This is a genomic window from Burkholderia sp. KJ006 (assembly GCF_000262695.1).
Classification (GTDB): domain Bacteria; phylum Pseudomonadota; class Gammaproteobacteria; order Burkholderiales; family Burkholderiaceae; genus Burkholderia; species Burkholderia vietnamiensis.
In genome coordinates this window covers 436,034-450,027 of record NC_017922.1, presented here as the reverse complement: position 1 = coordinate 450,027, position 13,994 = coordinate 436,034, and the positions used below count along the sequence as shown (strand labels likewise).

12 protein-coding genes are annotated in these 13,994 nt (G+C 71.1%); all 12 read right to left on the bottom strand.

The genetic code is table 11. The annotated features are described in order from the left end of the window. Window positions 1-10: 10 nt before the first annotated feature. Genes MYA_RS26075 through MYA_RS26020 form a run of 12 tightly spaced genes read right to left on the bottom strand, consistent with a single transcriptional unit; the run spans window position 11 to window position 13,992 of the window. Window positions 11-1,234, bottom strand: a complete 1,224-nt coding sequence (locus MYA_RS26075; RefSeq protein WP_014725835.1) for a beta-ketoacyl synthase N-terminal-like domain-containing protein — start codon at window positions 1,232-1,234, stop codon at window positions 11-13. Continuing rightward, on the bottom strand, window positions 1,231-2,460 hold the full coding sequence (locus tag MYA_RS26070; protein ID WP_014725834.1) for a beta-ketoacyl-ACP synthase: 1,230 nt from the start codon (window positions 2,458-2,460) through the stop codon (window positions 1,231-1,233). Before MYA_RS26070 ends, MYA_RS26075 begins: the two co-directional genes overlap by 4 nt. Beyond that, window positions 2,460-3,185, bottom strand: a complete 726-nt coding sequence (locus tag MYA_RS26065; RefSeq protein ID WP_014725833.1) for a 3-ketoacyl-ACP reductase FabG2 — start codon at window positions 3,183-3,185, stop codon at window positions 2,460-2,462. The genes MYA_RS26070 and MYA_RS26065 overlap by 1 nt, the downstream gene beginning before the upstream one ends. After that, entirely contained in the window at window positions 3,182-3,685 is a 504-nt protein-coding gene (locus tag MYA_RS26060) for a hotdog family protein (protein ID WP_011880096.1), read from the bottom strand. The genes MYA_RS26065 and MYA_RS26060 overlap by 4 nt, the downstream gene beginning before the upstream one ends. A gap of 1 nt (window position 3,686) precedes the next feature. Next, window positions 3,687-4,874: a beta-ketoacyl-[acyl-carrier-protein] synthase family protein gene (locus tag MYA_RS26055; protein WP_014725832.1), complete on the bottom strand. Its 1,188-nt coding sequence runs from the start codon at window positions 4,872-4,874 to the stop codon at window positions 3,687-3,689. Further along, window positions 4,871-7,279, bottom strand: a complete 2,409-nt coding sequence (locus MYA_RS26050; RefSeq protein ID WP_041494442.1) for an MMPL family transporter — start codon at window positions 7,277-7,279, stop codon at window positions 4,871-4,873. Before MYA_RS26050 ends, MYA_RS26055 begins: the two co-directional genes overlap by 4 nt. Then, on the bottom strand, window positions 7,279-7,953 hold the full coding sequence (locus MYA_RS26045) for an outer membrane lipoprotein carrier protein LolA (protein ID WP_014725830.1): 675 nt from the start codon (window positions 7,951-7,953) through the stop codon (window positions 7,279-7,281). The genes MYA_RS26050 and MYA_RS26045 overlap by 1 nt, the downstream gene beginning before the upstream one ends. After that, window positions 7,944-8,372, bottom strand: coding sequence for an acyl-CoA thioesterase (locus MYA_RS26040; RefSeq protein ID WP_011880092.1), 429 nt, complete (start codon window positions 8,370-8,372; stop codon window positions 7,944-7,946). Before MYA_RS26040 ends, MYA_RS26045 begins: the two co-directional genes overlap by 10 nt. Next, window positions 8,369-9,979 carry an HAL/PAL/TAL family ammonia-lyase gene (locus tag MYA_RS26035; RefSeq protein ID WP_041494441.1) on the bottom strand — a complete coding sequence of 537 codons (1,611 nt, stop codon included), beginning with the start codon at window positions 9,977-9,979 and terminating at the stop codon, window positions 8,369-8,371. The genes MYA_RS26040 and MYA_RS26035 overlap by 4 nt, the downstream gene beginning before the upstream one ends. Continuing rightward, the gene (locus MYA_RS26030) at window positions 9,966-11,672 is read right to left on the bottom strand and encodes a glycosyltransferase family 2 protein (RefSeq protein ID WP_014725828.1); all 1,707 of its coding nucleotides are present in this window, start codon (window positions 11,670-11,672) and stop codon (window positions 9,966-9,968) included. The genes MYA_RS26035 and MYA_RS26030 overlap by 14 nt, the downstream gene beginning before the upstream one ends. Continuing rightward, the gene (locus tag MYA_RS26025) at window positions 11,669-13,360 is read right to left on the bottom strand and encodes an acyl-CoA synthetase family protein (protein ID WP_014725827.1); all 1,692 of its coding nucleotides are present in this window, start codon (window positions 13,358-13,360) and stop codon (window positions 11,669-11,671) included. The genes MYA_RS26030 and MYA_RS26025 overlap by 4 nt, the downstream gene beginning before the upstream one ends. Next, window positions 13,357-13,992, bottom strand: coding sequence for a membrane protein (locus MYA_RS26020; RefSeq protein ID WP_014725826.1), 636 nt, complete (start codon window positions 13,990-13,992; stop codon window positions 13,357-13,359). The genes MYA_RS26025 and MYA_RS26020 overlap by 4 nt, the downstream gene beginning before the upstream one ends. Between the last annotated feature and the right edge of the window lie 2 nt (window positions 13,993-13,994).

Genomic DNA, 13,994 nt, shown 5'->3' with positions numbered 1-13,994 from the left:
CAGGTTCAGATCAATCGCCCTTCCAGGCGTCCAACAACACACTCGTACAACTGCCGCCGAAGCCGAACGAAACCGACAGCGCGCGGCCGATCGTCGCGTCGCGCGCGTCGCGCACGAGCGGCATGCCGGCGATAGCGGGATCGGGTCGGCCGGCGACGGCCGTTCCCGCGACGAAACCGTCGCGCATCATCAGCATCGTGTAGATCGCTTCATGTGCGCCGCTCGCGCCGAGCGGATGGCCCGTCATTCCTTTCGTCGACGAGAACGCCGGTACGTCGGCGCCGAACACGTCGCGCAGCGCCTGCAACTCCTCGACGTCGCCGGGCTGGGTCGACGGCGCGTGCGTATTGACGTAGTCGGGGCGCCGTCCGCCGCCGGCTTCGACCGCATCGCGCATCGCGCGGGCGATGCCGCGCGCATGCGGCGTCGCCATGCCGGCGTTGTCCGTGCATTGCCCGAACCCGCTCACCTCCGCATAAATCCGCGCGCCGCGCGAGCGCGCATGGTCGAGCGATTCGAGCACGAGCAGGCCCGCGCCCGACGCGATCACGAAGCCGTCGCGGTCGAGCGCATACGGGCGCGACGCGCTGTCCGGCGTGTCGTTGAAACCGCTCGACAGCACGCCCATCGCGTCGAACATCAACGTCATGTTGTCGTGCAGCGCGTCGCTGCCGCCGGCGAGTACGATGTCCTGGCAGCCGTGGCGGATCAATTGCGTCGCGTGGCCGATCGCGAGCGCGCCGCTCGTGCACGCGGACGACGGCGAGTACGACACGCCCTCGATGCCGTACAGCTGCGCCACGCATGCCGACGCCGTGCTGCTCATCGCTCTCGGCACGACGTAGGGCGGCGTCCGGTCGATGCCGCGCTGCTGCGCGACGGCCATCGCGTCGTCGTAATCGGCGATCGATCCGATGCCGGAGCCGACGATCGCGCCGGCGCGCGGCGAGCGCAGCCCGGCCGGGTCGAGGCCCGCATCGTCCAGCGCGGCCGCGGCCGCATGCGCGGCAAAGCGCGCCGTGTCGCCCATGAAGCGTTCGTGCTTGCGCGCGAAGCGCGCCGCCGCGGCAACGGACGCCACGCCCGCGACCTGGCTGCGAAAGCCGCGGTCGCGCCACGCCGGCACGCGCGTCACGCCCGAGCGGCCGGCGCGCAGCGCGGCCGCCACTTCATCGAGCGAATTGCCGAGGCACGACACGATGCCGAGCCCCGTGACGACGACGCGCGTCGTCACGGCGCCATCCGCCGGAAGATCAACGACGTGTTGATCCCGCCGAACGCGAAGTTGTTGCTCATCACGAATTCCGCATCGATCGGGCGAGCGTCGCCGACGATGTAGTCGAGCGACGCGCAGGCCGGATCGACCGTCTCGAGATTGAGCGTCGGCACATACCAGTTGCGCTTCATCATCTCGATCGTCCACCACGCCTCGAGCGCGCCGCAAGCGCCGAGCGTGTGGCCGACATAGCTCTTCAGCGAACTGATCGGCATGCGCTCGCCGAACACCGACGCCGTCGCATGGCTCTCGGCCACGTCGCCCCGGTCGGTCGACGTGCCGTGCGCGTTGACGTAGCCGATCGCGCCGGCATCGAGCCCCGCATCGCCGAGTGCGAGCCGCATCGCGATCGCCATCGTGTCGGCGGTCGGCTGCGTGATGTGCGCGCCGTCGGAATTGCAGCCGAACCCGACGATCTCGGCGTGGATCGTCGCGCCGCGCGCCTTCGCGTGCTCGTATTCCTCGAGCACCAGCGTCGCCGCGCCTTCGCCGACCACCAGGCCGTCGCGAGCCGCATCGAACGGACGCGGCGTCAGGTCGGGCGTATCGTTGCGCGTGCTGGTCGCGTACAGCGTATCGAACACCGCCACCGCGGGGCCCGACAGTTCTTCCGCGCCGCCCGCGAGCATCAGCGCCTGCTTGCCCGTCGCGATCGCTTCGTACGCGTAGCCGATCGCCTGGCTGCCCGACGCGCACGCGGACGAGGTCGGCACGATGCGCCCTTTCAGATCCCAGAACAGGCTGACGTTGACCGCGGTCGTATGCGGCATCATCTGCACGTAGCTGTTCGACGTGACGTCGTGCATCGAGCCCGTTTCGATCATCGTGCCGAACGCGCGGATCGGCTCGACCGAGCCCGACGACGACCCGTACGCGACGCCCATCCGGCCGTCGCGGATCGACGGATCGTCGGTCAGCCGCGCGTCGGCAAGCGCCAGTTCGCTCGCGCGCACCGCATACATCGACACCGGCCCCATCGAGCGCGTCTTCTTGCGCGGATAGGACTTCGGCAATTCGAACGCCGGCAACGGACACGCGAGCCGCGTATGCAGCGCTTCGTAGCAATCCCATTCCGGCATGCGCCGCACCGCATTGCGCCGCTCGCGCAGGCGCGCGTCGATCTCGTGCCAGTGCTGGCCGAAGGCGGTCACGCCGCCCATCCCCGTCACGACCACTCGCTTCATCACACCATCCCGCCGTTGACGCCGATCACTTGCCGGGTGACGTAGCTCGCCGCATCCGACATCAGGAAGCCCACCACCGCCGCGACTTCGTCGGGCTGACCGACGCGGCCCATCGGCACCGTCTTCAGGGCGTGCTCGAGCGGCACCTCGCCCAGCATGCCGGTATCCACCAGGCCGGGCGCGACGCAGTTGACCGTGATCCTGCGCGATGCCAGCTCGACAGCCAGCGCCTTGGTCGCGCCGATCAGGCCGGCCTTCGCGGCGCTGTAATTGACCTGGCCGCGATTGCCCATCACGCCCGACACGGATGCGATCGTCACGATGCGCCCGCCGCCGCGCAGCCGCACCATCGGCATGGTCAGCGGATGAACGACGTTGTAGAACCCGTCCAGGCCGGTTTCGATCACGATGTCCCAGTCCTCTTCGGACAGCGCGGGAAACGCGCCGTCGCGCGTCACGCCCGCGTTGCAGACGATGCCGTAGTACGCGCCGTTCGCTGCGACGTCGGCTTCCAGCGCACGCCGGCATTCCGCGCGATCACGCACGTCGAACTGCAGCACGCTCGCCGTGCCGCCCTGCGCGCGAATCGTCTCGGCGACGGCCTCCGCGTCCGCGCGCCCGCTGCGGCAATGAACCGTCACGGCGAAACCGTCGGACGCCACGCGCATTGCCACGGCGCGGCCGATGCCGCGGCTCGCGCCTGTCACGAGAACTCGCCGAGTCATGAATTGAAGCTCCCTTCGATGAAAGATTGAAAGTCCTGCGGTTGGTACACCTTGACGACCGCTTCCGCGTAACAGCCGCCGTCGGCATGGATCGCGCAGTCGTACGCGCCGTGCCCTTCGTCGCCGCGCAGCAGTTCGCGCGCGACGATGCGCAGCACCGTATCCGCGCCGAACGCCGGGCGATGCGCGACATAGCGGTTCGCGCCGAGCAGCACGCCGGGCTTCGCGCGGCCGCCCGCATGGGCGGCGAGCAGGCCGACGTGCGCGGCGATCGCCTGCGCCATCAGCTCGATGCCGATCCATGCCGGCATCGCGCCGTTGCCGTCCGCATACCATGCATCGCGGCGCACGGTCGCGCGCACCTCGATGCCGGTTTCCGAGCAGCGCTCGATCGCATCGAGCAGCAGCATCGTGCCGCGATGCGGCAACACCTCCGGTACGTCGCAGACCGCGATGTCCGCGCCCGCGTGCAGCGCATCGGTCAATGGTCCGGCATCCATGTCAGGCCCCCAGAATCAGGCTGGCATTGCTGCCGCCGAATGCAAACGAATTGCTCATCACGTAGCGTCCCGCTGCGTCGCCGGCCAGCCGCCGTTCGTCGCGCACGAGGTCGAGCGCCGGCAGCGCCGGGTCGTGCTCGCCGTCCCACACGTGGGCCGGCAGCGCGATCCGGCGCGCCAGCGTCAGCCAGCCGAAGCCGAGCTCGGTCGCGCCCGCCGCACCGAGCATGTGGCCGGTCAGCGGCTTGGTGCCGCTCGCCGGCACGCCGTGCGGAAACACCCGGGCGGTGACGTTGGCTTCCATTTCGTCGTTCAGGCGCGTCGCCGTCGCGTGCAGATTCACGTAGCCGATCGCGGATGCCGCCACGCCGGCGTCCGCGAGCGCCGCGCGCAGCGCGTCTTGCGCACCGTGGCCGGCCGGGTCGGGCGCCGAGATGTGGTGCGCATCGCTCGACTCGCCGACGCCGGCCAGCCGGACCGCCGCTTCGTCGCGGCTCATCACGAACAGCGCGGCGCCTTCGCCGACGTTGATGCCGTTGCGGTTGCGGCTCATCGGATTGGTGCGGCCGGGGCTGACCGATTCCAGCGACGCGAAGCCCTGCAGCGTCAGCTCGCACAGCGAATCGGCGCCGCCGACGATCACCGCGTCGCAGATCTTCAGCTGCAGCAGGCGGCGCGCGGCCGCAAATGCCTTCGCGCTCGACGTGCAGGCCGTCGACAGCGTGTACGCCGGCCCGGTCACGCCGAGCACCGCGCGCACGAACGGCGCGGCCGTGCCGATCTCCATCTGCCGGTAATCGAAGCCGGCGGGCATCGCGCCGGTCGCGGCACGTCGTGCGAGCGCGTGTTCCGCCGCGTCGACGCCGGACGTGCTGGTGCCGATCACGACGCCGATCCGGCGCGGGCCGTAACGCGCGATCGCCGCATCGACCAGCGGCTGGATCTGCGCGAGCGCCGCGAGCAACAGCCGATTGTTCCGGCAGTCGAAGTGCGCGAGCGCGGCTGGCGGCGCGCACTCGAGCGGCGCGGTCACGCGCCCGACCCAGCCGCCGGCCGGCGCATCGGCGCGCGGCGCCATTCCGGGCGCGACTCCGCGGCCCAGGGCGTCGACGATCGCGTCGGTCGTGGCGCCGAGCGCGTTGATCATGCCGGGCGCCGACAGGTAGACGGCCGTACGAGTCGAATTCATGCGCGGCGCTCCTGGCCGGATGGCGTGGCGAGCGGTGCGAACAGCACCGAAAAGACGATGCCCAGCGCGAGCGTCGTGCCGAAGCTGCGCAGCGCGGGCATCGCGCTCGCGCCGAGCATGCCGAACGACAGCAGCGTCGTGGCCGCCGACAGCAGCACGCCGGTCCATACGGCGCCCAGGCCGGCCGCGTCGCGCATGCAGCCTTCGTGCAGGAACACCGCGTAGTTCGCGCCCACGCCGAGCACCAGCATCAGCGCGAGCCAGTTGAACAGCGTGAGCGGCACGCGCGCATAGCCGAACGCGGCGAGCGTCAACGCAATCGCGAACACGACCGGCAACGTCGTCGCGATGCCGCCGCGCACGCCGTAGCGCCACATCAGCAGCGCGGCGACCACGACGAGCGCACCGGCCAGCCACAGGCCGCTGTCGACGCGATACGCGCCGAACAGGCTCGACACGCTCGCGGCCTTGTCGACCCACGACACGCCCGGCAACGTGCGCGCGACGGCCGCGAACGTCGCGACGTTCGCCCCATCGACGCGCTCGGGAATCGCGAGCGCCGCGCTGACCGGGCCGGCGCCGCCGTCGATTCGACCGAGCCACAGATGCCGGAACGGCGCCGACCAGCGCGCCGCGAGCCAGCTGTCGACCGACAGCGTCGCCGCGGCGTCGGCGGAGAACGCGCGCAGCCACGCGTCGGCGACCTCGTCGCGAAAGCCCGCGTGCGCGAGCGTCGCGCGCAACGCGGCCCTGTCGGCGAATACCTGCGTGGCGAGCACCGCACGGTCGCGCGCCTGCCGCTGCGCCGACGGCACGAACGTCGCGATCGACTGCACGCGGCCGAGCCGCTGCGCATCGAGCGCGCCGATCAGCGCCTCCGATCGCTCGAGCACCTGTTCGTCGGACGCGCCCTGAACGACGAAGAATTGGGCGGTGTTCGCGAGGCCCACCGCCGCACGAATGCTGCTTTCCTGCCGCGCGAGGTCCGCGTCGCGCTGAATCAGCAGATGAACGTCGTCGTCGCTTTTCAACAGCGCCCAGCCCGGGATGGCGACCAGCGCCACCAGCACGGCGACGGCCACCGCGCGCCGGCCGGCCAGCAGCGACTGCCAGCCGCGCAGCAAGCGGGCCGCGTTCGCGAACACGCGCGCCGGCACGCGCCGCGGCGGCCGTGTCAGCATCAGCGGCAGGAAGCCGGTCACCGCGGCGAACGCGCAGGCGATGCCGACGATCGCGAAGCACGCGATCTGCTTGAGCGCCGGGAACGGCACCCACATCAGGATCGCGTAGCCGAGCAGACTGGTCGCGAGCGCGACCGCGAGCGCCGGCCTCACCGCCGCCGCGCCGCGGCGCGCATCCCATTGCGGCCCCGCCGACAGATACGCGACGAAATACTGGATCGAATAATCGACGGCCTCGCCGATCAGGCTCACGCCGAACACCAGCGTCAGCAGGTGCAGCTTGCCGAACACGAGCAGCGTCGCCGCGAGCGCGCAGACGATGCCGAACGCGGTCGACGCAAACGCGAGCACCAGCAGGCGCGGCGAACGGAACACGCTCATCAGCAGCAGCGCGATGCCGGCCAGCGATACCGCGCCGATCACGTGCACGTCGCGCTCGGCGCTCGCGCGCGCCGCTTGCGCGTAGAACACGGCGCCGGCGCGGTCGACGCGAACGCCGGCGAAGTCGGCCGCGAGCGCACGTTGCGCATCGTCCGTCGCGACGCGTACCGCGTGCTGTACCGTCGATTCATAGGCCGACCCCGGCAGCGAGGTCATCACCAGCACGCCGGTCGCGCCGTCGCGATGCGACACCAGCATGCCGTCTTCCATCGACAGATCCGACGCCGCCAGCGGCAGCGCGCCGAGCCAGTGCTGCAGCCAGCCGAACGGATCGTCGGCCACGGGCGTCTGCAGGCCGTCGGCCGGCGGCGCATAGAGGCGCCGGGCCAGTTGCTCGCCGAGCGCGGGGTCGCCGCGCTCCAGCGACTTGCGATCGGCATCGGTCAGCAAGCCGAAGCGCGCCGGCATATAGGTGGCCGCGATCTGCGACAGGTCGAACGGCGGCACCTCGACGGTCACCGAACGAAATGCGCCGCTCGCGGCGAGCCGCGCGCCGAAGCGTTTCGCGGCGGCCTTCGCGCGAGCCGCGTCGCGGTCGCTGACGAGGAACACGGTGCGGTTGCCGAGCGCGTCGCCGAGCAGGTCGACCGCGCGTTCCGCGACCGGGTTCGCCTCGGTCGCCGGCAGCAGCGCGAGCAGGTTCGTCTGCAGCGGCGACGGGCCGCTGAAGCGCCACAGGATGATCGCCGCGGCAGCCAGTGTGACGAGCAGCCACGCGCCGCACAGCAAGCGCCGTCGCGCGCGTGCAGGTGCGCCGCCGCTCACGTCGCGCGCCGTGCTCATCAGCGCGCCTCCAGCCATGCGCGCTCGGCCGGCGCCGGTGCGTCGACCGGCGTCGGCCGAGCAAACTCCAGCGCGCTCGCGTTGCCGTTCGCGAAGGTCATGTCGAGCCGGCCCAGATACGCGCCGCCGCTCATTTCGAGCACGCGCACCGCCTGCGCGAGCTGCGGCTGGTTCGGCCGCAACACCATCCGCCATCGTTCGGGCGTGCCGCTCGCTTCGACGTCGAACTGCGCGTACAGCGCGGACAGGTCGCCGCCGAGCATGTCGCGCATCATCCGCGACACCTGCGCGACGCCACGGCCGCCGCCGCCGGCTGCGACGAGGCGTCCGTCCGCGCCGACCTCGCGCACGCCGCCGTCGGTGATCACGTAAGTCGCCCGGTACGGCGTCTCGATCCGCCACACGACGCCGGCCCGGCGATCGAACAACATCGAGCCGGTGCTGACGAGCGGCTGCTTCATCGCCGACAGCGTCTGGGTCTGCCGAAACTCCGCGCGGATCGCGCCGACCCGCGCAAGCCGCGCGGCGATGTTCGACACGAGCGCGGCATTCGCGGATTGCGCCGCCGCGCCCGACGCCGGTGCGGCCACGGCCGCGGCCGCGCCGCCGGCCAGCGTCAGGCATGCGGCCGCGAACATCGTCACGAGCCGTCCGTTACGCAGCATCAGGCCCATTGCGCACGCACCCGTTCGATCAAGGCCGGCGGCGACACGAACTGCAGTTCGCGCGTCGTCGCGTCGATGGCCAGTTGCACCGTATACCCCTTCGTCAAACGCTCGCCGGACACGGCATCGACGATCTCGTAACCGATCTTCAGCCGGTTCTCGAATTCGAGCAGCGTCGCGCGCACGTCGAGCTGCTGGCCGTACAGGGCCGGACGCACGTACTTGAGGTGCGCCTCGACCACCGGCCACATGTAGCCGGACGCCAGCATCGTCGGATAGTCGTAGTCGATCATGCGCAGCAGTGCCGCGCGGCTGCTTTCGAAATACTTGAGGTAGTGGCCGTGCCAGCAGACGTTCATCGCATCGACGTCGTGAAACAGCACTTCGACGCGTGCCGTCGCGGTCAGCGCCGGACGAGCTTCGTTCATGCCGCCTCCTCCTGCCCGATGCCGTCGCGCGATGCGCCGATCGGTTCGCATGCGGCGAGCCGTGCGCACAGCGCACGCAGTTCCGCTTCGAGCGGCCGGTCCTCGACCACGAGCGGCGATTGCCGGCCCACGTCGTCGACGAACGCGCGCAGCGCCGGCGTCAGCTGCGCGTGCGGATCGTCACGCAGCCGCAAGCGCACGGCCTGCACGGTCGCGAGCACGTGCGCGGCGGCGACCTGCTCGGTGAGCGCCAGCACGCGCAGGCAATCTCGTGCGGCGATGGTGCCCATGCTGACCTTGTCCTGATTGTGCGATTCCGTCGAACGCGAGAACACGCTCGCCGGCATCGTGTGCTTCAGCGCTTCGGCCGTCCATGCGGAAGACGAAATCTGCACGGCCTTGAACCCGTGGTTGATCGCCGCACGCTCGGGCGCGGCGCCGCTCAGGTTGCGCGGCAGGCCGTTGCTGAACTTGTCGTCGACCAGCAGCGCGAGCTGGCGGTCCATCAGGTCCGCCAGATTGGCCACCGCGGTCTTGAGCGCGTCCATCGCGAACGCGATGTGCCCGCCGTAGAAATTGCCGCCGTGCAGCACGCAGCCTTCGTCCGGGTCGATCAGCGGGTTGTCGTTCGCGCTGTTCAGTTCGTTCTCGATATCGCGGCGCATCCACGACAATGCGTCGCGTGCGACGCCGATCACGTGCGGCGCGCACCGGACCGAATAGCGGTCCTGCAGCCGGCGGCCCGGCAATTCGTCGCGCCCGGCCAGATCGGCGCGAATCCACGCCGCCGCCTCCGCCTGCCCCGCGTGCGGCTTCGCGTCGAACAGCCGCGCGTCGAAGTGTCCGGCGCGACCGTCGAGCGCGATGGTCGTCAATGCGGTCAGACGCGCCGCCATGCGCGTCAGGTGGTCGGCGCGCGCAAACGCGAGACACGCGAGGCCCGTCATCACCGCCGTGCCGTTCATCAGCGCGAGCCCTTCCTTCGGCGCGAGCGTGAGCGGCGTGCGATCGATCGCGCGCCACGCGTCGCGCGCGTCGCACTCGCCGCCGGCGAACCCGACGCTACGCTCGCCGACCAGCGCCGCGGCGACGTACGACAGCGGCGTCAGATCGCCGCTCGCGCCGACCGAACCTTCCGACGGAATGCGCGGCAGGATGCGGTGATTCACCATGTCGGCCAGCCGTTCGAGCAACGTGAAGCGCACGCCCGAGTAGCCGAACGCGAGCGAGTTCAGGCGCGCGACGACGATCGACAGCGTTTGGGTCGCGTCGAACCAGTTGCCCATTCCGCAGCCGTGATAGCGCGTCAGCTGCAGCGGCAGCGCTTCGACGAGCGACGGCGGCACGTCGACGACGCACGCGTCGCCATATCCGGTCGTGACGCCGTACACGGTGCCGCCGTTCGCGAGGTGGTCGCGCAGCCACGCCGCGCCGCGCTCGATCCGCGCGCGCCAGGCGGGCGCCGCGTTCAGTGCGAGCGGCGCGCCGTCGCGCGCGATCGCGACGACGTCCTCGATCGTCAGATGCCGTGCGCCGACCACGACGGCCGCCCGGCCCGCTGCCGCCGCGGCGCTTGCCGCGACGTCGCTCATCTCATGCTCGGCCACGCGGACCTCCATCGGGCCGCGCCCAAAAATCGAAGAAGTTGAACCATTGGTAGGGCGCCTTGCGGCAATAGTGTTCGAGCCGTGCGGCATAGCGCTGCGCCCATGCCGCGACGTGCGCGGCGCGCTCGCGGCGCGGCAGTTCGATGCGCTCGGCGAACGGCTCGAAATAGAGCCGATAGCCGCGCGCCTCCTTCAGGCAGAAGAACAGATAGACCGGGCAGCCGAGCGCATGCGCGAGCACGTACGGGCCCTGCGCGAACGCGGCCGTCGCGTCGAGAAAACGAGCGTCGACCGTTTTGCCCGAATCGTTCGGCGGCACGCGATCGCCGACGATCACGAGCAGTTCGCCCGCGTCGATGCGCGACTGCATCATCATCGCCGTGTCCGGCCCGAAGTCCGACACTTCGACGAGGTGCTTGCCGTAGTCGCGGTTCGCGCCGGCGAGCACGCCCGTGAAGCGCTTCGCATGCTCGGTGTAGACGATCGCGGTCACCTTCGTGTGGGCGTCGCGCAACGCGAGCGCGCGCGTCATCTCCAGGTTGCCGAGATGCGCGCCGATCACCAGCGCGCCGCGGCCGCTCGCCGCGAGCGCATCGAACGCGGACGAATCGTCGAAACGCACGTCGAGTTCGTCGAGCCGCCCGGACCACGCGACGAACTTGTCGAAGCCGGCCTGCGCGAACGCCAGCATGTGCCGGTACGCGCTGCGCCATCCGGGCTGCGGCACGGCCGCGGCCTTGGCATCGCGCAGGCGGGCGATATAGGTATGCGATGCCGCGCGTGCGGTGCGATTCGTCAGCACGAAATAGCCGACGATCGGATGCAGCCAGCACGACGTGAAGCGCTTGCCGAACCAGCGGCAGCTGAGCGCCAGCAGGGCCATGCCGAGCCGGCTGCCGCGCTCCGGCGTGCGCCACCACGCGCGTGCGCGCGCCGTCGGCGCGGCGCCGCGCCGCCCGACGAGCCGGCGCGCGACGAGCAGCGGCGCGCGCATGAGCATGCCGGCCACGAGCCGCGTATGGCTCGCGCTGATGCGCACGTTGTCGCGCCAGACGTCGAAATGCGAGACGCCGTCGGCCGGGTAGATCACGCGCGTCTCGATCGTCCTGAACGCGAGCCCGCGCCAGTGCAGACGCACCAGGATTTCGCTGTCGAACGCCATGCGCGTCGGCAGCGGCACCGCGTCGATCAGCTCGCAGACCGCGTCGACCGGATAGAGCCGAAAGCCGCACATCGCATCGGGAATGTCGAGCGACAGCGTTTCGATCCATACCCACGCGTGGGTCAGATAGCGGCCGTACAGGCGCGCCTTCGGCACGCTGTCGTCGAAGCGCGGCCGGCCGAGTATCACCGCGTCCGGCTCGGCCTGCGCGGCCGCCACGAACTTCGGCACGTCGGCGGTGTCGTGCTGGCCGTCGGCGTCGATCTGAATCGCGTGCCGATAGCCGCGCGCGCGCGCCGCGCGCAATCCTTCCATCACGGCCGCGCCCTTGCCGCGGTTGGCGGGCAGCCGCAGCAGCGTCATCGTGCCTGCGTAGCGCGCGGCGAGCGCGGTCAGCACCTGTTGCGTCGGCGCATCGCTGCCGTCGTCGACCACCAGGATCGGCAGGCCGTGCACGGCGAGCCGCGCCAGCGTGCCGCCGATCGCGTCGCGATGGTTGTAGATCGGAACGACGATGCAGGTGCCGCTCATTGCGCCGCCGCCTCGTAGACGAGCACGCCCGACGTGCATTCGCGCTCGCCGCGGCGGAACGCGAAGCGCGCGCGGCCGCGCGCCGCGTCATGCGCGATGCGCAGCGTCAGCACCGCGCCGGGCGGCACCGGCGCCTTGAATTTCAGATGCTCGACGCAACGCAGCTCGCGCACGGCCGGCAGCTCGCGCGCGGCCAGACGCGCCGCCCAGTCGATTTGCACGACGCCGGGCAGGATCGGCAGCCCCGGAAAATGTCCGTCGAAATGCGCGAGCGTGGGCGGCACGCGCAGTTCGTAATGCAACGCGTCGTCGCCGCGCCAGGACGCGAGCAGTTCGAAACCTTCCGGCGTGGCCGTGAAGGCGGCCGCGAGCGCGGCGGCCGGCAATTTGCCGCGCGCGTCGAACGGCATCGCGTGCAGGAAGCGCCAGTAGCGCGGCAACGCGGCCGCGTCGAAATAGTCGCCGAGCGCATGCCGCAGCGCGGTCGCCACGGCGACCCGTCCGTCGGCGGCCAGCGCGTCGCGCCCGGCCGCGGACAATACCGCGACGACGCCGACGTGCGCGCGCGTCGCGCCGTCGACCACCACGGCCGCCGCCTGCGCGACGTAGGCTTGCGCGAGCAGCCGCGCCTCGAGCTCCGGCAGCGACACGCGCTTGCCGTCGAGCTTGACGATGCGATCGCGCCGCCCCGCGAGCACGAAGCGGCCGGACGCATCGAACTGCGCGGTGTCGTCGGTGCGGTGCCAGCGATCGTCGCCGAGATGCGCGGAGCGCACGCACAGCGCGCCGTCGTCGTCGCAGCGCACGCCGATGCCCGCGAACGGCTGCCATGCGGGCGAAACGTCCTGACGCCGCCATGCGATGCCGCCCGTTTCAGTGCTGCCGAAGATTTCGAGCGGCGCCGCGCCGAACGCGTTCGCATACGCGGCTGCCGCATCGGCCGGCAACGGGCCGCCCGACGAGAAGAACGCGCGAGGCGCCGGCGCCTGCATCGGGAAGCCCGGCAGCGCCGGCCAGCGCGCCAGTTGCGCCGGCGTGGAGACGACGATGCCGCCGCCGTATGCGGCGAGCCGCTGCTGCAGTTGCAACGGCTCGAGCACGGCGATCCGGTCGAACGCGCGGCCGGCCGCGAGCGGCCACAGAATCCTGAACAGCAATCCGTAGATGTGATGATGCGGCACGCTCGACAGCGTGACCGCCGCACCGACGCGCTCGGCCCATTCGCGCTGCAGCGTACGCACCTCCGCGTCGAACTGCGCGAGCGACTTGCGCACCGGCTTCGCGCTGCCGCTGCTGCCCGACGTGTAAAGCGTCACCGCGGCGTCGGCGTCGATCGTGCGGGCCGCGGGTGCGGCCTCGCCGCCCGCGGCCGGCGCACACGCGGCCAGCGCGGGTGCATCGAGCACGAGGTCGTATGCGTGGGCCAGCTCGGCGAGATAACCGGGCGCATTGCTGGCCGGAATCACGGCTTCGGCGCGCGCGGCCGCTACCGCGAACAACGCGCACGCGAACGCGAACGGATCGTCCGTGCTGATCGCCACGCGCCGCGCGCCGCTCGCCTCCACGCGCCGCGCAATGGCGTCGGCGTGGGCGCGCAGGTCGCCGAGCGTCAGCACCTGCGCGCCGTCGCGACAGACGGCCGCGCCGCTGTCCGCTTCGGCCGCGAGCATCTCGTGCAGCGCGATCATGCGACACCTGCCCGTTTGCGCGCGGCGGCGATGAAGGCCCTGCGCCACAGCCACTCGCCGGCGATCAGCGCACCGATCAGCACGTACGCGACCAGCCCGTTGTAGACCGCCCACGCGGCCGGGCGCCAGTACAGCGCCGTGTAGACGGAGAAGCCGCCGTTTGCGATGAAGAACGCGCACCACACCTGGGTCACGCGGCGCGTGTAGCGGACGATTTCAGGGCTCGGCTCCGGATAGGTGAGCCGCGCGAATTTTTCGATCATGGTCGGACCGTGCCGCAGCGTCGCGCCGAACGCGATCAGCAAGCCGGCGCTCACGCATGCGGGATACAGATGAAGAAGCCGCTCGCTGTCGGTGACGGCGATCGCAACCGACAGTGCGGTCAATGCGCCGGCGACGCACCAGTCGAGCAGCGCGAGGCGTCGGAGCGCGTTCGCGAACGGTCCGTTGCCGACCGTGCGCTGCAGCCACAGCAGCGCAACCAGCAGGCAGCCGACGTAACGCGGCGACATGCTCTGCCACGCGAACAGGATGACGAGCGGATAGGCGAGTGCCACCACCGCCCGGCCCGCGACGGCCAGCCGCCGCGAACCGCGCGTGCCGGTGGTCGCGCGCATGCCCGTCACCGCCATCG